Here is a 19,195-nt window from a genome sequence, read left to right as displayed (position 1 = left end):
TACGCTCCCGGCATGGACATACGACGACTGGACCGCGAGGCGCTGTTACTGGCCGGGGACGCGGTCTCCCTGGTGAAGACCGACCACCTGAGATGGGCGACACCGTGCGCGGACTGGACCCTGTACGGCCTGCTCCGCCATCTGGTCAGCCAGAACAAGGGGTTCGCCGCCTCCGCCCGCGATGCGGGCACGCCGTGGGCCGTCTGGCACGACGGCGATCTCGGCGACGATCCGGCCGGAGCGTACGCGGCGTCCGTGGGCAAGGTCGTCGCGGCCTTCGCCGACGACGAGGTCCTGGAGCGGCGGTTCGCGCTTCCGGAGGTGGGCGAGGGCTTCGCCGTCCCGGGGCGGACCGCGATCGGCTTCCATCTGCTCGACTACGTCGTTCACGCGTGGGACGTCGCGGTGACGATCGGCGTCCCGTGGCAGCCGGACGCCGAACTCACCACTGCCGCTCTGCGTGTTGCCGCCCTGGTGCCGGACGAGGGCCGCGGGGCCGGGACCGCGTTCCGCCGGCGGATCGCCGTACGCGACGACGCCCCGCCGGCCGACCAGTTGCTCGCGCTGGTCGGCCGTGACCCGTCCTGGACGCCGAAGCCGTGCTGAGGAGTGCCTGGCGCGAGGGCCCGGCGGGCGGCGCCGCAGAGGGTGCCGTGATCGTCAGCGTCACCGATTTCACCAGCGACTCGCACCGCGATCTGCCCGGCATCGCGCGTGACGGCTTCGCGCTGCGGCGCCGCTGGCCGGATCTCGACGGAGCGGTCGGCATGTGGCTGTGGGTCGCGCCCTTGGCCCGGCGCTGCGGATCCGTCTCGGTGTGGACCGGACGGCGGGCCCTCGCGGGGTTCGTACGTCTGCCGGAGCATGTCGCGATCATGGACAAGTACCGCGATCGGGGCTCGATCAGGGCCGTGATCCGGGAGTACGAGACCTTCGACGCGGCCCTGATCCGGCGGGACGCGGACGCATGGCTGACGCCGGACGCCGACCACTGCCGCGCCGAACGGGGGGCGCCACGGCAGCGGGGCTGAGGGCGTTGCGGGGGGCGGGGGCCCCGGGGGGGCGAGGGCCTGGGGGGCCTGCTCCAGCGTTGTGCCGTGGGTCGTCGGGCCCAGTGCTGGGCCCGACGGGCTTCCGGGTCCAGTGCTTGGCCGTGGGCTTCCGGGCCCAGTGCTTGGCCGTGAACCTCCGGGTCCGGTGCTTGGCCGTGAGCCTTCGGGGCTTCGGCCCGTCCGGCTGCGGGCTCAGCTGTCCGTCGGGGGCTGGGGACGGTCCAGCGGGTTGTCCGCCATCCTCGCTTCGAGTCCCGACCGTACGGCCCCGGCCGCCGAGCTGTCGGGCTTGCGCCCCGCCTGTTCCTGGAAGCACGTCAGGAACTCGGCGGCGAGATCGAGCCGGGGATGGCGTCCGAGCACTTCGGCCCTGAACTCGGGGGCGAAGTAGTCCGCGTCCTTGCCGACGATCTCAAGTGCTGTCGCCCGGTTCAGCACGTGCCCCTCGGGATCCATGGAGACGTCCACTTCGGGCCACATGTGGCGGACGATGACCTCCGCCAGCCGTTCGCGGCGTTCCGCCGGCCACCCCGCACCGGCGGTGAAAACCCGCGCCAGGTGGCCGGCGGCGACCTCGAAGGACACCGTGTGGCTGTCGAACTCGGGCGCCAGTCCCATGTCGTGGAACAGGGCCGCCACGTAGAGGAGTTCGGAGTCGACGTTGATGGCCTGTGCCTTCGCACGGGCGGCCGCCCACAGATAGGCGCGGACGGAGTGGTTCAGCAGGGCGGGTGACTGGTAGGCGGAGGCCAGCTCCCATGCCGTGGCCGAGGCCGCGGTGTCCGGGACGGCCAGGTCGTCGAGCGTGAAACCGACCGTCGCCAGGCGCGCTCTGGGGGCAGGTGGATTGTCGGGCATGTCATGTCTTCCTTCTACGGGGTACTGACCGACAGCGACGGTCACCTGTCGAACGTAACGCTTCAGTGGCCCAACTATCTGGGCCACCAGGAGGCGGGGATCTTGGGCCATTCGGACGGGTGCGCGGCCGGCACAGCTCTCCTGGCAAATCGCGGCGCTCTCGCACACATGCCCTGGGCCAGGGCGGGCAGAAGACGCTCACCATGTCTTCCATCCGAGGCGGCACCGTGACCAGTTCCGTGCATGTCCGCCGGACGAACACCGCGAACACCGACGCAATCGGCACATCCGGAGCACCCGGAACATCCGGAACACCCGGAACGCCCGAGGTCGCGGCTGAACTGCCCTGGATCGAGGACGGCGGCAAGGTCGCCCCCAAGGACGCGCGTGTGCTGTCCCGGATGTTCCTGGACCGGCTTCAGTCACTGGAAGAGGGCACGCCCGAGCATCAGTACGCCCGCAACACGCTGATCGAGATGAACATCTCCCTCGTGACCTTCGCGGCCCGCCGCTTCCGCAACCGCGGCAGCGGCGACATGGACGACGTCATCCAGGTCGGCACGATCGGACTGATCAAGGCGATCGACCGGTTCGACCTCTCCCGGGAGGTCGAGTTCACGTCCTTCGCGATCCCGTACATCGTCGGCGAGATCAAGCGCTTCTTCCGCGACACCACGTGGGCCGTGCATGTGCCGCGGCGCCTTCAGGAGCTGCGTGTCGAGCTCGCCAAGAGCACGGAAGCGCTCGCCGCCACGCTGAACCGCCCGCCCACGGTGAAGGAACTCGCCGCCGACCTCGACCTCACCGACGAAGAGGTCATCGAGGGCCTGGTGGCCGCCAACGGCTATGTCGCCGGTTCCATCGACAGCCCCGGCAGCGACAGCGCGAGCGCGGACGGCGCACCGACGTACGCGGAGACCATGGGCGACGAGGACCCGGCGCTGGAGCTGTTCGAAGACCTCCACGCGCTCGCGCCTCTGCTCCAGGGACTCGACGAGCGCGAACGGGCCATCATCGAGATGCGCTTCGGCCAGGAGATGACCCAGGCGGACATCGGCCGCGAGCTCGACCTCTCCCAGATGCACATCTCACGGCTGCTCACCCGCACCCTCGTCAAGCTCCGCAGCGGTCTGCTGTCGCAGTAACCGGTCGCGACGACGGCGACGGGCCCAGCGGCGTTTCCGGACGAACTCCCCAGCGGACAGCGGTCGTCACGCATGCCCGACGACTCAGGGGGCAACCGACAGGGACATCCCACAACAAGGAGTCCCCCATGGTGATCGTAGGAATCGTCGGTGTATGTGTTGTGCTCGCGATACTCGCCTTCCTGGTACCGCGTCTGTCCCGACATCCGGAGCGCGGTACCCAGCGGACGCTCGGTGCCGGTTCGCGGGCCGGCGGAAAGGCCCCCGGCATCCTGGGCCGCGTGTTCAGCAAGCCGTTCCGCAGCAGTTCCAAGGCTGTTGGCCGCAGCGGTTCGGCCGGCCGGCGCACCCGCGGCCGTATGCCGTTCTGATCCAGCGGAGTTGAGACGAGACTGATCGTCTCCCTCCTCGGCGCCGACGGCGTGGAGCCCCGCTCCGCCGTCGCCGCGCCGACGCTCTCCTTGTCCTCGGCCGCTGTCGTCGCGTGCGAGGATGTGGCGCTGTACACGTAGCTTCCCGCCGCCGTACGGAGCCCCTCATGAACGTCGTCATCTTCGGCTCGTCCGGCATGGTCGGACACGGTGTGCTGCGCGCCTGCCTGCTGGACGGTGAAGTCACCCGCGTCGTGGTCGTGAACCGCCGCCCGCTCGGGGTCACCCACCCCAAGCTGCACGAGATCATCCACCAGGACTACGCCGACCTGTCCGCCATCAGCGGCCAACTCACCGACGTGGACGCCTGCTTCTACCCCCTCGGGGTGTCCTCCGCCGGCAAGAGCGAGGCGGACTACACGCACATCACGTACGACTTCACGCTCGCCGCCGCTCGCACGCTCCTGGAGCACAACCCCAAGCTGACCTTCGTCTATGTCTCGGGCGAGGGTACGGACAGCACCGAGCAGGGCCGGACGATGTGGGCCCGCGTCAAGGGACGTACGGAGAACGCCCTGTTGGCCCTGCCGATGAACGCGTACATGTTCCGGCCCGGCTACATCCAGCCCCGCCACGGCGCCGTCTCCAGGACCACCGTCTACCGCGTCACCTACGCGCTGACGGGCTGGCTGTATCCCGTACTGCATCGCATCGCGCCCAAGCACACCACGACCACCGAACACCTCGGCCGCGCCATGCTCGCCGTCACCCGTCAGGCCGAGCAGAAACGTGTTCTGTACAGCCTGGACATCAACCGCCTCGGCGCCTGAGCGGCCCGAGTGGCGGGGCGTGTCAGGGGGACGGACGGCTCAGGTGGCGGTCCTGGCCCGCGCCGTGTCCGGCGATCGCCGTGGCGACTCCGAGGACGGCCAGGACGGTGAGCGGAAGCGTCCAGCTGTGCGTGGCGTCGTGCACGATGCCGAGGAGCAGAGGGCCGGCCGCCGCCACGAGGTAGCCGATGGACTGTGCCATACCGGCCAGCGCGGCGGCCTCGCCCGCGCTGCCGGCGCGCTGGCTCTGGAAGGTCAGGGCGAGGACGAGGCACGCGCCGCCGCCGAGTCCGAGCAGGGTGCACGCCAGGACGGCCAGTGCGGGGGCCGCGACCAGAACGGTGAAGCCCGCCGCCGCGAGGAGCGAAGCCCCGGTCGCGGTCCAGCGTTGGTCGTGCCGGCCCCGGGTCAGGAGCGGGAGAAGGCTGCTGGCGGCCAGTGAGACCACCTGGTAGTAGAACAGCATCCATCCGGCCGCCGTGCTGCTCATGCCGCGGTCGACGAGGACGCTGGGCAGCCACGCGACGGCGGTGTAGAAGGCGAGCGACTGCAAGCCCATGAAGAAGGTGACCTGCCAGGCGAGCCGCGACCGCCAGGGCACCGGGCTGTGGGTCCCGCCCGTGGCCGCCTGCGGCTTGTCACCCCGGATGCGGGGCAGCCAGGCGAGGAACGCCGCGACGGTGAAGGCGACGCCCCAGGCCAGGGCGGTGTGCCAGGAACCCGGCACGGACTGGGCCAGCGGTGCGGAGACCCCGGAGGAGACCGCTGCCATGAGGCCCATGACGGTCACGTAGAGAGCACTGACGCTCTGGATGCGGTGCGCGGGCACGCTGCGCCGGATCAGCGCGGGCAGCAGTACGTTGCCGAAGGCGATGGCCGCGGAGAGCATCACCGTGCCGACGAACAGGCAGATCACCGACGGCAGGGAGCGGACCACCGTACCGACGGCCAGCACACCGAGTGCCGCGACCAGCAGACGGGCGCTGCCCCAGCGGTGGGAGGTCCTGGCGACCAGGGGGGATGTGGCGGCGAACGTCAGCAGCGGGAGGGTGCTGAGCAGCCCGCCCCAGCTCGACGTCAGGCCGCTGCCGTGCTCGATCTCCGGCAGCAGGGCGCCGACCCCGGTGAGGGGGGTGCGCAGATTGGCCGCCACGAGGCAGATAGCGATGATGAGCCCGACCGACACGAGGGGCGTGGCGCTGTCGACGCGGTCGATGAGCGACGGCTCCGAGGAAGAAGACGGCTTGCGTGAGGTCGGTGTCGGCTGCGTGGTCACTGATCCTCCGCCGCTTGTGGTGGTGTGGTCTCGTGGTCGCGGGTGAGCTGGACGATCGCGGCGGCCGCCGCACGGGCGTCGTCCGCGTCCCGGGATTCGATCGCGTCGACGAGCCGCCGGTGCAGGCGGGCGTGTTCCTCGGCATGCGTGGCGTCCCAGGGCAGACCGCCGAGGGACGAGGTCAGTGCCGTACCGAGGTAGTCGTACACCTCGATCAGCAGGTCGTTCCCGCTCGCCCGGACGACGGCCCGGTGGAAGAGCGCGTCGACGCCCGTGGCCGCGGTCGTGTCCTCGTCGGCGCCGGCCTCCTCTGCGTCGGCCAGCAGCTCGCGCAGTTGCTGCAACTGCTCTTCGCTGCGGCGCAGGGCCGCGGCTCCCGAGGCGTACTCCTCCAGTACGGTCCGCAGCTCCAGGACCTTGTCCCGCTGCACGGAACTCGCCCGCCGGACCATGACCGACTGGAGCTCACTCGAGGAGCGGACATAGGTGCCGTCCCCCGCGCGGGGCTCCAGCAGCCCAAGGTGCACCAGTGCGCCGATCGCTTCCCGCAGCGTGCTGCGTCCGACGCCGAGTTCCTCCATGAGGTCCTGCTCCGGCGGGATCCGCGTGCCCACCGGCCAGCCTCCCGTCTCGATGTGCGAGCGGAGACTGTCCACGAGTTGAGCGGACAGGCTGGCGGTCCGCCGTGGTGCGCTGATGCGTTTCATGGAAGCAGCCTACAACAAACATCAGACGTTTGAACGTCACACCCGTACGGGCCAGCTGCACGCTCCGACGCGGGGTGACGGACCGCTAAGGCACTCGCGACGGTGCGGCCGGCTCCGATCCCTGCTCCGCCCGCGCGAGCGCCCGGTTGCGGCGTACCGACGACCAGAAGGACCAGCCGATCAGGACGACGCCGACGAGGCCGGTGACGACGTCGTTGATCTGGTACTGGATGCTGACCATGAGGATCACGGCGAGCGCCCCGATCGCGTAGTGGGCGCCGTGCTCCAGGTAGACGTAGTCGTCGAGCGTGCCCTGGCGGACCAGGTAGACCGTCAGAGAACGGACGTACATCGCGCCGATGCCGAGGCCGAGCGCCATCAGGACGATGTCGTTGGTGATGGCGAAGGCGCCGATCACGCCGTCGAAGGAGAAGGACGCGTCGAGGACTTCCAGGTAGAGGAAGGTGAAGAACGCGGCCTGGCCCGCCAGTCCCACGCCTGTGCGGGATCCGCCGGTGCGGGCGTTCGGCGTCTTCTCCAGCTCGGCCCGCTCCTCCTGTTCGGCCCGCTCCCCCTGTCCTGCGCGTTTCTCCTCTTCCTCCTCTTCCTCCAGGCGGTTCTCGAAGAAGCCCGACAGGCCGTCGACGACCAGGTAGGTGACGAGGCCCGCGATGCCGGAGAAGAGCACGGTCTGTGCCTTGTCGACATGTGTTCCGCCGTGCTGGTGGGCGTGGGCGGCGAAGGTGAACGAGGTGACGAGCAGAACCACCAGCGCGAGACACGTCGACAGCATGTCGACCTTGCCGAGCCTGGCCAGCGGGCGCTCGATCCACCGCAGCCACTGGATGTCCCGGTCCTCGAAGATGAAGTCCAGGAAGATCATCAGCAGGAACATGCCACCGAAGGCCGCGATCGCCGGGTGCGCGTCGGTGACCAGTTGCTGGTAGCGGTCCTTGTCGGTCAGCGCCAGGTGGACCGCGTCGTACGGATTGAGCCCGGCCGTGATGGCGACGATGACGACCGGGAACGCCAGCCGCATGCCGAAGACCGCGATGAGCACACCGATGGTGAGGAAGATGCGCTGCCAGAAAGCGTTGAGCTTCTTCAGGATTCCGGCGTTGACGACGGCGTTGTCGAACGAGAGGGAGACCTCCAGGACCACGAGAATCGCGACGATCCCCAGCGCGGTCCAGCCGTCGTAGAGCACTCCCAGGGCCAGGCCGAGCGCTGTGAACGCGAACGCCCAGCGAAAGGTCTTCAGCAGCACGGCCACCCACTCCTGTCGTCCACATACCCGCATCCAGGTGGGCGTTGTCTACCACGCCCACCTTGCGCGCACGTGTCAGGACCAGCGGTCGTTGCCTTCTTTTTGATCTCGCGTGCTGCCGCCGTCAGTATCCGGCCTGGCACTGACCGGAGATCAGCCTCTAGGCTGCCGCCCACAGCCCGGCAACGGCTCGTACAACGCCCCACAGCGCGATGGCGGGACGGCGGGACCGAACCGGCGTGGCCGGTCGTGAGGGGGAGTCGGCACGTGGAGCGGGACTGCTGGTTCTGCGGGGACCCGACACCGGCGTCGTGGCACGACCGGGTGATGGGTCTGCACCAGGGCGCCGAGACCAACTTCACCCGGTGGATCATCGTCCTCAGGACCACGTGGCGCAGGCAGGTCGTGCTGGTGCCGCGCTGTGCCCGCTGCCACACGGGCCACCAGATCGAGCTGACCGCGGTGGTGCTCGCCCTCGCCGCGGTGATCGCCTATTCCGCCAGTGGCCAACTGGACCGGCTCCTCGGCATTCTCCCGGCCTCGACCGGCGAGCGGACCCTCTCCGTGGTCTGGGCGGTCGTGGCGTGTCTGCCGACTCTGGCCTGGATCGCGATCAGGAGCGGCCGGCTGCCGTGGCGGCGGCTGGCACCCCACCGCCTCGGCTACGGCCGCCACCACCCGGAGTTCGTGCGGTACCTGGACGAGGACTGGAAGCCGAGGCCGGGTCCTTTTCCCTTGTGGGGAAGCCCGCCGAACCCGCACTCCCCTCCCCCGCCGGGCCGGTTCCGACGGGTTCTCGGGCGCACTGTCGACCTGATCGCGCTCGCCTGCGGCATCGGCGTCCCCGTCACCTACTTCCAGGGCTACGACGAACTGGCCGGCGGCCTGATCGCGGTGACGGCGGCGCTGGCCTACCTCTCCTCGAAGATCAAACCCGAGTACTGAACCGCGAGCCGCCGCTCAGGCGCGCTGGCCCGCGGGGACGACGTACCGCTTGTACAGCAGGTCGCGCAGGACGTCTTCGCCGCCCTCGACGATGGACACGTACCGCATGTCGCGCATCAGCTTGTTGATGATCATGTGGTTGGTGTACCCGAGGCCGCCGAACATCTCCGAGCCCGTGCCGGCGATGTCCCATCCGGCGCGACCGCAGAACAGCTTCGCGCTGATGGCGGAGCGCATGGTGCCGCGCCGGACGAACTCCGCTGCCGGATCGGGGCCGTTCATGACCGCGTCGAAGTCACGGGCGGCGGCGAGGCAGGTGTCCTTCATCACCAGGATGTGGGTCTCCATGTCCGCGAGCTTCGCGCCGAACACGGGGTGGGACACGAGCTTGCCGCCCTGGAGGGACTTGCGCTTCGCGTACTCCATGCAGAGGTCGCGGATGCAGCGCGCGACCCCGACCGCGGTGGTCGCGATCAGGATGCGGCTGGCGTTCAGTCCGATTTCCAGGAGTCGCAGTCCGTTGCCCCGCAGCACATGTGTGGCGGGGACCCGGCAGTCGCGCAGCGACACCTTGTACGTGCCCGAGGCGCGCAACCCGACCATGTCCCAGCGGCGCTCCACCTGCACACCGGGGGTGTGGCGGGGAACGACCACGGCGAGGTGCTCCTCCGGGTCCTCGGCGGAGCGGGCGACGACGACGAGGAAGTCGGCGAAGGCGGAGTTCGTGGAGAAGAACTTGTCGCCGCTCACCACCACGTCGTCGCCGTCCCTGGTCGCCGTGGTGGTGATCCTCGCCAGTTCGCTGCCCGCGGCCTGTTCACTGGCGAGGGTGGCGCAGAATCCGCCCCGCTCCGCCATGGGGGCGAGGTAGGTCTCGCGCAGCTCGTCGGTGCCGTACAGATCGACCATCGTGGTACCGAGGATGGAGATGAACGAGGTGAACGCGACGCCCGCGTCCCCGTAGGCCAGTTCGGAGACGATCTCGACACTGTCCTCCAGGGAGAGGCCGTCCGCGCCCGGCTTCGGGGGCAGCCACCAGTTCGCCATGCCGGCGTCGGCGAACTTCCGGTACAACGGCAGGGGTGCCTCGGCCAGGGAGTCCAGTTCGGCGTGGTGGCCGATGAGTTCGGCGCGGGCGAAGCGCCGGATGTCCTCCAGCAGATGCGGCAGGCTGTGCGGGCTCACTCGATCTCCAGCTCTTTGTCGATCAGCGCGAATATCTCGTCGTCGTCGGCGGCGTTCGCCAGGTCCTCGTGTCCGGTGGTCAGCAGCACGTCGTCGCCGCCGGTCCCGTCGGCCTCCCGCAGCAGCTGCCGCAGGCGTTCGGCGACGGCCGTGCGTTCCGCGCCCGCCATGCCGGTGAGCGAGCCGCTCAGCCGGTCGAGGTCGGCGAGGGCGGCGGTGGCGGCGGCACCGTCCGTCTGCGGGAACAGCTCGGTGTGCAGCCGTTCGGCGAGCTGGGCAGGGGTGGGGTGCCGGAAGATGACCGTGCTCGGCAGCCGTAGACCCGTGACGGTGTTGAGCCGGTTGCGCAGCTCCACCGCGGTCAGGGAGTCGAATCCGACCTCGCGGAAGGGGCGGTCGTCGTCCACCTCCTGGGCGCTCGCGAGCCGCAGGACGGTCGCGGCGTGGGTGCGGACCAGGTCGAGCAGGGCCTGCCCGCGCTCTTGGGGGGAGGCGGCGGCCAGGCGCCTACTCAGGGTCGCCTCGTCCGCCGCGTCCGGGGTGACGGCGGTGGCGCGCCGTCGTGCGGTACCGCCCATGGCGCGCAGTACGGCGGGCAGCGCGGCGGGGGTCTGGTCGCGCAGCGCGGTGTGGTCGAGGCGGGCCGCGACGATCTGGGGCGCGTCGGTGGCGAGCGCGGCGTCGAAGAGGGCGAGTCCGTCGGCGGAGCGCAGCGGGGCGACGCCGGTGCGGGACAGCCTGCCGACGTCCTGGCCGTCGAGGTGCCCGGTCATGCCGCTGGCCTGCTCCCACAGGCCCCAGGCGAGCGACACCGCGGGCCTGCCCTGTCGCCTGCGGCGCGCCGCGAGGGCGTCCAGAGCGGCGTTGGCCGCGGCGTAGTTGGCCTGTCCGGCCGTGCCGAGGACGCCGGCGACCGAGGAGAAGAGCACAAACGCGTCGAGGTCGGCCGAGGCGGTCAGCTCGTCCAGCAGGTCGGCGGTGTGGACCTTGGCGCGCAGCACCCGGTCGACCTGTCCGGGTGTCATGGCCTCCACGGTGGCATCGTCGAGCACGCCCGCCGTGTGGACGACGGCGCCGAGCGGCCGGTCCGCGGGGACGGCGGCGAGCAGTTCGCCCAGGGCGGCACGGTCACCGACGTCGCAGGCGACGATGTCGGCGTTGGCGCCGAGGTCGCGCAGCTCCCCGGCGAGGCGGTCGGCGCCTTCGGCGGCGGCACCACGCCTGCTGGTGAGCAGCAGATGGCGTACGCCGTGCTCGGTGACGAGGTGGCGGGCGAGCAGGCTGCCGAGGGTGCCGGTGCCACCGGTGATCAGGACGGTCCGGGCGGGGTCCCAGGTGTGCGGGAGGGTCAGCACGATCTTGCCGAGGTGGGTCGCCCCGCGCAGGGTCTCGAACGCTTCCGGCGCGTGCCGGATGTCCCAGCTGGTGATCAGCGGCAGGTGCAGTTCGCCGTCGGCCAGGTGCTCGGCGAGGTGCACGAGGCCGTCGTGGACGCGGTCGGGTTCTTCGGAGAGCAGGTCGAAGTACAGGTAGCGGACGCCGGGATGGTCGGCGGCGACGGTGTGCGGATCGCGGACGTCGGTCTTGCCCATCTCGACGAACCGGCCGCCGTGCGGCAGCAGTTCGAGGGAGGCGTCGGTGAACTCGCCGCTGAGGGTGTTCATCACGACGTCCATGCCGGCGCCTCCGGTCACGGCATGGAAGTGGTCGCGGAAGCCGAGGTCGCGGCTGGAGGCGATGTGGTCGTTGTCCAGGCCGAGTTCGCGCAGGAAGTCGTGCTTGGCGGGGCTCGCGGTGGCGAACACCTCGGCGCCGGCGCGTTGTGCCAGTTGCAGTGCGGCCAGGCCCAGTCCGCCGGTGGCGGTGTGCACGAGGACACGGTCGCCGGGCTTCAGTTCGGCGCGTTCGACCAGGCCGAGCCAGGCGGTGAGGAAGATGACCGGGGCGGACGCCGCCTGCCGGAAGGTCCAGCCGTCCGGGACCCGGACCAGCGTGCGGGCGTCGGCGACGGCGACGGGTGCCATGGCGTCGGGCAGCAGTCCCATCACCCGGTCGCCGACGGCGATGCTCGTGACGTCCGGGGCCGTCTCGACGACCGTGCCGGCGCCCTCGACGCCGATGCCCTCCAGTCCCGGCACCATGCCCAACGACACGATGACGTCCCGGAAGTTGAGTCCGGCCGCGGCCATCCGTACCCGTACCTGGCCGTCCTTCAGCGGCTCTTCGGCGGCCGGCGCGGGCAGCAGCGCGAGATGGTCGAGGGCGCCCTTCGTGGTGACGTCCACCCGCCAGAGTCCGTCGGCGGGCGGGGTCAGTACCCGGTGGGCGGAGGCGCGGGCGAGCCTCGGGACGGTGTGCCCGTCGGTGACGGCCCGCAGTTCGGGCTCGTCGGTGGCCAGTACGGTGGCGAGGTCGGCGTCGGACGCCGCCGCGGGTACGTGCAGCAGTGTGAAGCGCCCGGGGTGCTCGGTCTGTGCGGTGCGGACGAACCCGGCGACGGCGGCCTCGGCCGGCGTGTCACCGGTGAGCGCGAACACCAGCCGGGAGGAGGCACACCGGTCGTCGGCGAGCCAGTGCTGGACGGTGCGCAACGCGCCTTCGACCGCTTCGGTCACGTCCGTGCCCGGTGTGACATGGGTGACGACGACGGGTGGTACGGGGCCCGGGAGCGGGTCTCGGTAGTGGCACCAGTCCACGTCCCGCGGCTCGCCGGCCGGGGTGGGCACCCAGTCGATCCGGTACAGGCCGTCGGGCACGGTGTCCCGCGCGGCGGTGGTGGCGGGTGCCTCGCGCAGCACCAGTGCCTCCACGTCGGCGAGCGGAAGCCCGGAGGTGTCGGCGACGGTCACGGTGACGGTGTCGGAGCCGGGTTCGCCGGGGGTGATCCGCACCCGGGCGGCCGTGGCTCCGGTGGCGTGGAACTCGACGCCGGACCAGGCGAAGGGCAGCGCGGGCCCGGCCGACGCGGCGTCGATCCGGTCGAGCAGCGCGGCGTGCAGACAGGCGTCGAGCAGCGCCGGGTGCACCCCGTAGGACGCCGCCTCCGCGTGCCGGTCGGCGGGCAGCGCGACGTCGGCGAAGACCTCGGTGCCACGTCGCCAGGCCTGCGTCAGGCCCCGGAACGCGGGGCCGTACTCGTAACCGAGGGCCGCGAGTTCGCCGTACAGCTTCTCCAGGGCGAGCGGCTCGGCGCCCGGCGGCGGCCATGCGGTGAAGTCGGCCGCCGGGGCCGCCGGTGTGCCCGCGGGGGCGAGCAGACCGGTGGCGTGGCAGATCCACGGGGCGTCGGGGGCCGCGTCGGCGGGGCGCGAGTGCGCGGTGAAGGGGCGGTGGCCGGTGCCGGTGTCCGGTTCACGGACGGCGATCTGGAACCGTACGGAGCCGTTCTCGGGCAGTGGCAGCGGGGCCTGGAGGGTCAGGTCCTCCAGGCGGGCGCAGCCGACCTGTTCGCCGACGCTGAGCACGAGCTCCACGAACGCGGTGCCCGGCAGCAGTACGTCACCGGCCACCGCGTGGTCCGGGATCCAGGTCGCGGTGGCGCGCGACAGGGTGCCCGTGAGGAGGGCGCCGTCACCGTCGGCGAGGCGGACGACGGTGACGGCGAGCGGGTGGTCGCCGTCGGTGCGGCGGGTGGTGCCGGAGTCCATCCAGTGGCGCTGCCGCTGGAAGGCGTAGGTGGGCAGGTCCACGGCCGTGGCTCCGGGGAAGGCGGGTGCCCAGTCGACGGTGGCGCCGTGGACGTGCGCCTCGGCGAGGGAGGCCAGGAACCGGTCCGGTCCGCCGTCGTCGCGGCGCAGGGAGCCCACGGCGGTCAGGGAACCGTCCGCCGCCTCTTCGACGGCCATGGTGAGGACCGGGTGGGGGCTCATCTCGACGAACAGGCCGTGTCCTTCGGCGGCGAGCCCGTCGACCGCGGTGGCGAACTCGACGGTGTGCCGCAGGTTGCGCACCCAGTAGGCGGCGTCCAGGTCGGTCGTGTCGACGGTCTCACCGGTGACCGTCGAGTGGAACGGCACGCTCGACGGCCTCGGCCGGACGGGGGCGAGTACTTCCAGGAGTTCGTCGCGGACGGAGTCGACGTGCGAGGAGTGGGAGGCGTAGTCGACCGCGATCCGGCGGACCCGGACGCCTTCCGGCTCCAGCAGGGCGAGGAACGCGTCGAGGGCGTCGGGCTCTCCGGAGACGACGGTCGACGTGGGCCCGTTCACGGCCGCGACCTCGATCTCCTCGCCGATCTCGGCGAGATGGGCCCGCACAGTGTCCACGGGCAGCGCGACGGCGGCCATGCCGCCCCGGCCGGCGAGCCGGCGCCGGATGATCCGGCTGCGCTCGGCGACGATCCGGGCTCCGTCCTCCAGGGACAGCGCACCCACCACCACAGCGGCCGCGATCTCACCCTGCGAATGACCCACCACCGCAGACGGCTGCACGCCGAACGACTGCCACAACCGGGCCAGCGACACCATCACCGCCCAGGAGGCCGGCTGCACCACGTCCACCCGCGACAGATCCCCGGCCAGTTCCGTCCGCAGATCCCAGTCCGTGAACGGCGACAGCGCCTCCGCGCACTCGCTCAGTGCCGCGTCGAACACCGGGAAGGCCGCGGACAGTTCGAGAGCCATGCCCGACCACTGCGCGCCCTGCCCGGGGAACACGAACACCGCTCCGCCGGAGGTCGCGGTGCCGGTGGCCGTGAGGCCGGAGGGGGCACCGTCGGCGAGTGCGGCCAGTGCGGGCAGCAGTTCCTCCCGGTCGTGGCCGACGACCACGGCGCGGTGCTCCAGGAGGGCGCGTGTGGTGGCGAGGGAGTGGCCGATGTCGGCGGGGGCCAGTTCCTCGTGCGTCTCGACGTACGTACGCAGCTTCCGGGCCTGCGCGGCGAGCGCCGGGCCGCTGCGGGCGGAGAGCGGCCAGGCCACCGGGGCGGTCCGGGGAGGGGCAAGCGGGGGCTTCGCGCTCTCCTGCGGTGCCGCCTCCAGGATGACGTGCGCGTTGGTTCCGCTGATGCCGAAGGAGGAGACCGCGGCGCGCCGGGGCCGGCCCCGGTCGGGCCAGGGCTCGGCCTCGGTCAGCAAGGACACCGCGCCTGTCGACCAGTCGACATAGGGGGATGCTTCGACGGCGTGCAGGGTCCGGGGCAGGGTGCCGTGGCGCAGCGCCATGACCGTCTTGATCACACCGCCGACGCCGGCGGCGGCCTGCGCGTGGCCGATGTTCGACTTCAGGGACCCGAGTCGGAGCGGATGGGCGCTGTCGCGGTCCTGGCCGTACGTGGCGAGGAGGGCCTGGGCCTCGATCGGGTCGCCGAGCCGGGTTCCGGTGCCGTGTGCCTCGACGGCGTCCACGTCGTCGGCGGTGAGACCGGCGGACCGGAGGGCCTGCCGGATCACCCGCTGCTGGGCGTCTCCGTTGGGTGCGGTGAGGCCGTTGCTCGCGCCGTCCTGGTTGACGGCGGAGCCACGCAGTACGGCGAGCACGGTGTGCCCGTTGCGGCGGGCGTCCGTGAGCCGTTCGAGGACCAGTACGCCGACGCCTTCGGCCCAGCCGGTGCCGTCCGCCTCGGATCCGAACGCCTTGCAGCGTCCGTCCGGCGACAGCCCGCGCTGCCTGCTGAACTCCAGGAACATGCCCGGGTTCGGCATGACGGTGACACCGCCCGCGAGCGCGATGGAGCAGTCGCCCTGCCGCAGTGCCTGGGCAGCCAGGTGCAGGGCGACCAGGGACGAGGAGCAGGCCGTGTCCACGGTGACGGCGGGGCCCTGGAGGCCGAGTCCGTAGGCGACGCGGCCGGAGAGCACACTGCCCGCGGTGCCGGTGAGCAGTTGTCCCTCGAAGCCTTCGGGGGCCTCGTGCAGTCGGGTGCCGTACTCCATGGCCATGGCGCCGGCGAAGACTCCGGTGCTGGTTCCCCGCAGGGTCTCGGGGACGATCCCGGCCCGCTCGACGGCCTCCCAGGACGTCTCCAGCAGAAGCCGCTGCTGGGGGTCCATGGTCTGCGCCTCACGCGGCGAGATCCCGAAGAAGCCGGCATCGAACTCGGCGGCGCCGTCGAGGAATCCGCCATGGCGGACGTACGAGGTGCCGGTGTGCTCGGGGTCCGGGTGGTAGAGGGCGCCCAGGTCCCAGCCGCGGTCGGTGGGGAAGGGGGCGATGGCGTCGGTGCCGTCGGCGACCAGGCGCCACAGGTCCTCCGGGGAGGTGACTCCGCCGGGGAAGCGGCAGGCCATACCGACGACGGCGACCGCGTCGCCCATGGTCCGGGTGTCCGTGTCGGGTGTGTCGGTGTCGGCGGTGCCGAGCAGGTCCTCGCGCAGTCTCTCGGCCAGGGTCGTCGGCGTGGGGTGGGAGTACAGGACTCCGGAGGGCAGTTGCAGGCCGGTGGCCTGGTTCAGGCTGCTCTGGAGTTCCACCGTCATCTGCGAGTCGAACCCGGCGTCCTTGAAGGTGCGGTCGCTCTCGACTCGGCCGGCGTTGGTGTGGCCCAGCACGGCGGCGGCGTGGCGCCGCACGAGTTCCAGGAGCGCCCGGCGCTGCTGGTCCGCGGTGCGGCCGGTGAGATGGGACAGGGGGGAGGCGTAGGGCGCGGGCTCCGCGAGGGATGCGGTGGCGGCGGTGGCCGTACCGGAGGTGGCCGGCGCGGTGTGGGCGGACGTAGCGGGCAGCCCCTCCACAGGCGCCGCGGTGGACGGGCCCGTAAGCCAGTACCTCTGCCTCTGGAAGGCGTACGTCGGCAGCGCGCAGCGCCGGGCGTCCTGACCGCGGAACACGGCGTCGAGGTCGACGGCGAGCCCGCTCGCCCAGGCCGCCGCGAGGCCGGCGAGGAAGCGGTCCCGGCCGCCGTCGTCGCGGCGCAGTGACCCGATCGCGCGGGCTCCGGAGTCCTGTAGGCCGGCGGCGAGGACGGGGTGGGCGCTCATTTCGACGAACACCGGGTGTCCGGCGGCGACCAGGGTGCGGGTCGTGGTCTCGAACTCGACGGTGCTGCGCAGGTTGCGCACCCAGTAGGCGGCGTCGAGACCGGTGGTCTCGAACGCCCCGCCGGTGACGGTGGAGTGGAACGGCACATCGCAGTCGCGAGGTGCGACAGGCGCGAGCACCTGGAGGAGTTCGTCGCGGATCGACTCGACGTGCGAGGAGTGCGAGGCGTAGTCCACGGCGATCCGGCGTACCCTCGTGCCGTCGGCCTCCAGGGTCGCCCGCAGTTCGTCGAGCGCGGCCGGGTCGCCCGAGACGACCGTCGACGAGGGGCCGTTGACAGCCGCGAGCGCCAACCGGTCACCGTGACCGCGCAGATGATCCCGTACGACGTCGGCCGGCAGGGCGATCGACATCATGCCGCCCCGGCCCGCGAGGCGTTGGCCGATGACGCGGCTGCGTTCGGCGACGATCCGGGCGCCGTCCTCCAGCGACAACGCGCCCGCGACCACGGCGGCGGCGATCTCACCCTGCGAATGACCCACCACGGCAGACGGCTGCACGCCGAACGACTGCCACAGGCGCGCCAGCGAGACCATCACCGCCCAGGAAGCCGGCTGCACCACGTCCACCCGCGACAGATCCCCGGCCAGTTCCGTCCGCAGATCCCAGTCCACGAAAGCCTCAAGCGCGTGCGCGCACTCGCTCAGCGCCGCGTCGAACACCGGGAAGGCCGCGGCCAGTTCGAGGCCCATGCCCGACCACTGCGCCCCCTGCCCGGGGAACACGAACACGGGCCCGCGTGTGTCCTCGGTGGCTGTGCCCTCGGTCAGGCGGGGGTCCGGCAGGCCCTCGGCCAAGGCGAAGACCGCTTCGTTGAGGTCGTCGAGGCTGTGGGCGAGCGCGACCGCACGGTGCCGGAACGGGGTGCGGGTGGTGGCGAGGGAGTAGCCGATGTCCTGCGGCGCGGTACCGGGGTGGCGGGCCAGGTGTTCGCGCAGGCGTGCCGCCTGTTCGCGCAGGGCGGGCGGGGTCGTTGCCGACAGCGGCCACAGGACGGGGCCCGGCTGCTCGGACCGGTTGAGCCCGTTGCTCCGGGCCGGAACGGAACCGGCCACGGTCTCGGTCTCGGTCTCGGTCTCGGTCTCGGCCACTGTCTCGGCCGGGTCGGGTCCCTCGACGACGACATGGCAGTTGGTTCCGCCGAGCCCGAACGAGGAGACGCCTGCGAGCGGAGTGGTGTCGGGCCGGGGCCACGGAGTGCGGGAGGTCTGGACGCGCAGGTTGAGTGCGTCCAGGGGGATCCGTGGGTTGGGGGTCTCGTGGTGCAGGGTGGCGGGCAGTTCCCGGTGCCCGATGGCGAGCAGCACCTTGAGCAGGCCGGCGATTCCGGCCGCGCCCTCCAGGTGGCCGATGTTGGTCTTGAGGGAACCGACGGGCAGGGGGTCGCCCGCCGGTCGCGGGGTGCCCGCGACGGCGCCGAGTGCCGCGGCCTCGACGGGGTCACCCACGGGGGTGCCGGTGCCGTGCAGTTCGACGTAGTGGACGGCGGCGGGATCGGTGCCGGCCCGCCGGTGGGCGAGCCGCACGACCTCCTCCTGGGTCTCGCGGCGTGGCACGCCGAGTGCGGCGCCGTCTCCGTCGTTGTTGACGGCGCTGCCGCGGATCACACCGAGGATCCGGTCGCCGTCCGCCTGCGCGCGGTCGAGCGGTTTGAGGACGAGTACGGCACCGCCCTCGCCGCGGACGTATCCGTCGGCCCGTGCGTCGAAGGTGTGGCAGCGTCCCGTGGGTGACAGTGCGCCCATGCGCTGGGAGGTGGCCGTGGAGCCGGGGCCGGTGATCAGGTTGACGCCGCCGACGAGGGCGATGCCGGCCTCGCCGTTGCGCAGCAGTTCGCAGGCCAGGTGGACGGCGACGAGGGACGACGACTGGCCGGTGTCCACGGTGAGACTCGGGCCGGTCAGTCCGAGGGTGTGGGAGAGGCGGTTGGCCAGTATGGCCCGGCGGGTGCCGGCGAACGAGTGGTGGGTGAGGGCGTCCGGGCCGCCGGAGTGGGTGAGTTCGGCGTAGTCGTCCCAGATGGCCGCGGCGAGCACGGCGGTCCGGGTGCCGCGCAGCGCGGCGGGCACCGTGCCGGCTTCTTCGAGTGCCTCCCAGCCGAGTTCCAGCAGCAGTCGCTGCTGCGGGTCCACGGCGGCGGCCTCTCGCGGGGAGATGCCGAAGAACTCCGGGTCGAAGGTGTCGACGCTGTCGAGGTATCCGGCGACGGCTGGCGCGCCCGCGATGTCCTGGCGTGTCTGCGGGAGTTCACGCACGGCGTCCACGCCGGAGCGGAGCAGTTCCCAGAACTCCTCGAGTCCCGCGGCGCCCGGCAGCCGGCAGGCCGCGCCGATCACCGCGACGGGTGTGGCCGGCCGTGTCCCGGTCTCCTGCTGGATACCCGGCGCCTTCGACTCGTCGTTCCTCATGCCCTCAGCCCCCGCTGACCTGTTGGTCCTTTTGGTGCGGCCCTGTCGATGCCGTCCGGCGCCCGTCGGGCGCCGGTCGACATTCTGTGCGGGTGCGGGCCGGGCTCGCCCCGGTGTCCTGCCCCGGCCATACCCCCAGACATTCCCGGGCTGCCGTACCCGGGGACGGGCGG

Annotated in this window: 12 protein-coding genes; 6 read left to right on the top strand and 6 right to left on the bottom strand. The window is 71.7% G+C overall.

Features of this window, described 5'->3' with window-relative positions:
- Positions 1–12 precede the first annotated feature (12 nt).
- Both ACIQAC_RS31600 and ACIQAC_RS31595 read left to right on the top strand, forming a co-directional pair.
- Positions 13–606, top strand: coding sequence for a TIGR03086 family metal-binding protein (locus ACIQAC_RS31600; protein ID WP_402197038.1), 594 nt, complete (start codon positions 13–15; stop codon positions 604–606).
- On the top strand, positions 600–1,031 hold the full coding sequence (locus tag ACIQAC_RS31595) for a hypothetical protein (protein ID WP_402197035.1): 432 nt from the start codon (positions 600–602) through the stop codon (positions 1,029–1,031). Before ACIQAC_RS31600 ends, ACIQAC_RS31595 begins: the two co-directional genes overlap by 7 nt.
- A gap of 213 nt (positions 1,032–1,244) precedes the next feature.
- Here the strand turns inward: ACIQAC_RS31595 and ACIQAC_RS31590 are convergent, their stop codons facing one another.
- Positions 1,245–1,910, bottom strand: a complete 666-nt coding sequence (locus ACIQAC_RS31590; protein WP_402197034.1) for an HD domain-containing protein — start codon at positions 1,908–1,910, stop codon at positions 1,245–1,247.
- 203 nt (positions 1,911–2,113) lie between these two features.
- Between ACIQAC_RS31590 and ACIQAC_RS31585 the strand changes: the two genes are divergently transcribed.
- The 3 genes from ACIQAC_RS31585 (at position 2,114) to ACIQAC_RS31575 (ending at position 4,256) form a co-directional block, all read left to right on the top strand.
- Complete coding sequence (locus ACIQAC_RS31585) at positions 2,114–3,055, top strand: RNA polymerase sigma factor SigF (protein WP_402197031.1); 942 nt, start codon at positions 2,114–2,116, stop codon at positions 3,053–3,055.
- A 128-nt stretch (positions 3,056–3,183) separates the two neighbouring features.
- Positions 3,184–3,426: a DUF6411 family protein gene (locus ACIQAC_RS31580; RefSeq protein ID WP_402197029.1), complete on the top strand. Its 243-nt coding sequence runs from the start codon at positions 3,184–3,186 to the stop codon at positions 3,424–3,426.
- Positions 3,427–3,593: 167 nt separating this feature from the next.
- Entirely contained in the window at positions 3,594–4,256 is a 663-nt protein-coding gene (locus tag ACIQAC_RS31575; RefSeq protein WP_402197027.1) for an NAD-dependent epimerase/dehydratase family protein, read from the top strand.
- Positions 4,257–4,278: 22 nt separating this feature from the next.
- On the opposite strand, the gene ACIQAC_RS31570 is transcribed toward ACIQAC_RS31575, so the two are convergent.
- From ACIQAC_RS31570 to ACIQAC_RS31560, 3 genes are all read right to left on the bottom strand, one after another.
- Positions 4,279–5,532, bottom strand: a complete 1,254-nt coding sequence (locus tag ACIQAC_RS31570) for a CynX/NimT family MFS transporter (RefSeq protein ID WP_402197024.1) — start codon at positions 5,530–5,532, stop codon at positions 4,279–4,281.
- A complete protein-coding gene (locus tag ACIQAC_RS31565; protein ID WP_402197021.1) occupies positions 5,529–6,239 on the bottom strand; it encodes a FadR/GntR family transcriptional regulator in 711 nt (236 codons plus the stop codon). Before ACIQAC_RS31565 ends, ACIQAC_RS31570 begins: the two co-directional genes overlap by 4 nt.
- An 85-nt stretch (positions 6,240–6,324) precedes the next feature.
- Positions 6,325–7,506, bottom strand: coding sequence for a DUF475 domain-containing protein (locus ACIQAC_RS31560; RefSeq protein ID WP_402197018.1), 1,182 nt, complete (start codon positions 7,504–7,506; stop codon positions 6,325–6,327).
- A gap of 267 nt (positions 7,507–7,773) precedes the next feature.
- Here ACIQAC_RS31560 and ACIQAC_RS31555 point away from each other — a divergent pair, with 267 nt between their 5' ends.
- Positions 7,774–8,451 carry a hypothetical protein gene (locus ACIQAC_RS31555; RefSeq protein ID WP_402197016.1) on the top strand — a complete coding sequence of 226 codons (678 nt, stop codon included), beginning with the start codon at positions 7,774–7,776 and terminating at the stop codon, positions 8,449–8,451.
- Positions 8,452–8,466: 15 nt separating this feature from the next.
- Here ACIQAC_RS31555 and ACIQAC_RS31550 read toward each other — a convergent pair whose 3' ends face one another.
- Both ACIQAC_RS31550 and ACIQAC_RS31545 read right to left on the bottom strand, forming a co-directional pair.
- The gene (locus ACIQAC_RS31550; protein ID WP_402197014.1) at positions 8,467–9,636 is read right to left on the bottom strand and encodes an acyl-CoA dehydrogenase family protein; all 1,170 of its coding nucleotides are present in this window, start codon (positions 9,634–9,636) and stop codon (positions 8,467–8,469) included.
- A complete protein-coding gene (locus ACIQAC_RS31545) occupies positions 9,633–19,022 on the bottom strand; it encodes a type I polyketide synthase (protein ID WP_402197012.1) in 9,390 nt (3,129 codons plus the stop codon). Before ACIQAC_RS31545 ends, ACIQAC_RS31550 begins: the two co-directional genes overlap by 4 nt.
- Between the last annotated feature and the right edge of the window lie 173 nt (positions 19,023–19,195).

The organism is Streptomyces sp. NPDC088387, assembly GCF_044753385.1.
Taxonomy (GTDB): domain Bacteria; phylum Actinomycetota; class Actinomycetes; order Streptomycetales; family Streptomycetaceae; genus Streptomyces.
Note: the sequence above shows the minus strand (reverse complement) of the source record. Positions and strands in the feature narration are given on the sequence as shown.

Excerpts from the sequence above, each read along its gene's own strand:
- ACIQAC_RS31580 (WP_402197029.1), top strand. The coding sequence starts at position 3,184 with ATGGTGATCGTAGGAATCGTCGGTGTATGTGTTGTGCTCGCGATACTC.
- ACIQAC_RS31565 (WP_402197021.1), bottom strand. The coding sequence starts at position 6,239 with ATGAAACGCATCAGCGCACCACGGCGGACCGCCAGCCTGTCCGCTCAA.
- ACIQAC_RS31600 (WP_402197038.1), top strand. The coding sequence starts at position 13 with ATGGACATACGACGACTGGACCGCGAGGCGCTGTTACTGGCCGGGGAC.
- ACIQAC_RS31585 (WP_402197031.1), top strand. The coding sequence starts at position 2,114 with ATGTCTTCCATCCGAGGCGGCACCGTGACCAGTTCCGTGCATGTCCGC.
- ACIQAC_RS31590 (WP_402197034.1), bottom strand. The coding sequence starts at position 1,910 with ATGCCCGACAATCCACCTGCCCCCAGAGCGCGCCTGGCGACGGTCGGT.
- ACIQAC_RS31575 (WP_402197027.1), top strand. The coding sequence starts at position 3,594 with ATGAACGTCGTCATCTTCGGCTCGTCCGGCATGGTCGGACACGGTGTG.
- ACIQAC_RS31545 (WP_402197012.1), bottom strand. The coding sequence starts at position 19,022 with ATGAGGAACGACGAGTCGAAGGCGCCGGGTATCCAGCAGGAGACCGGG.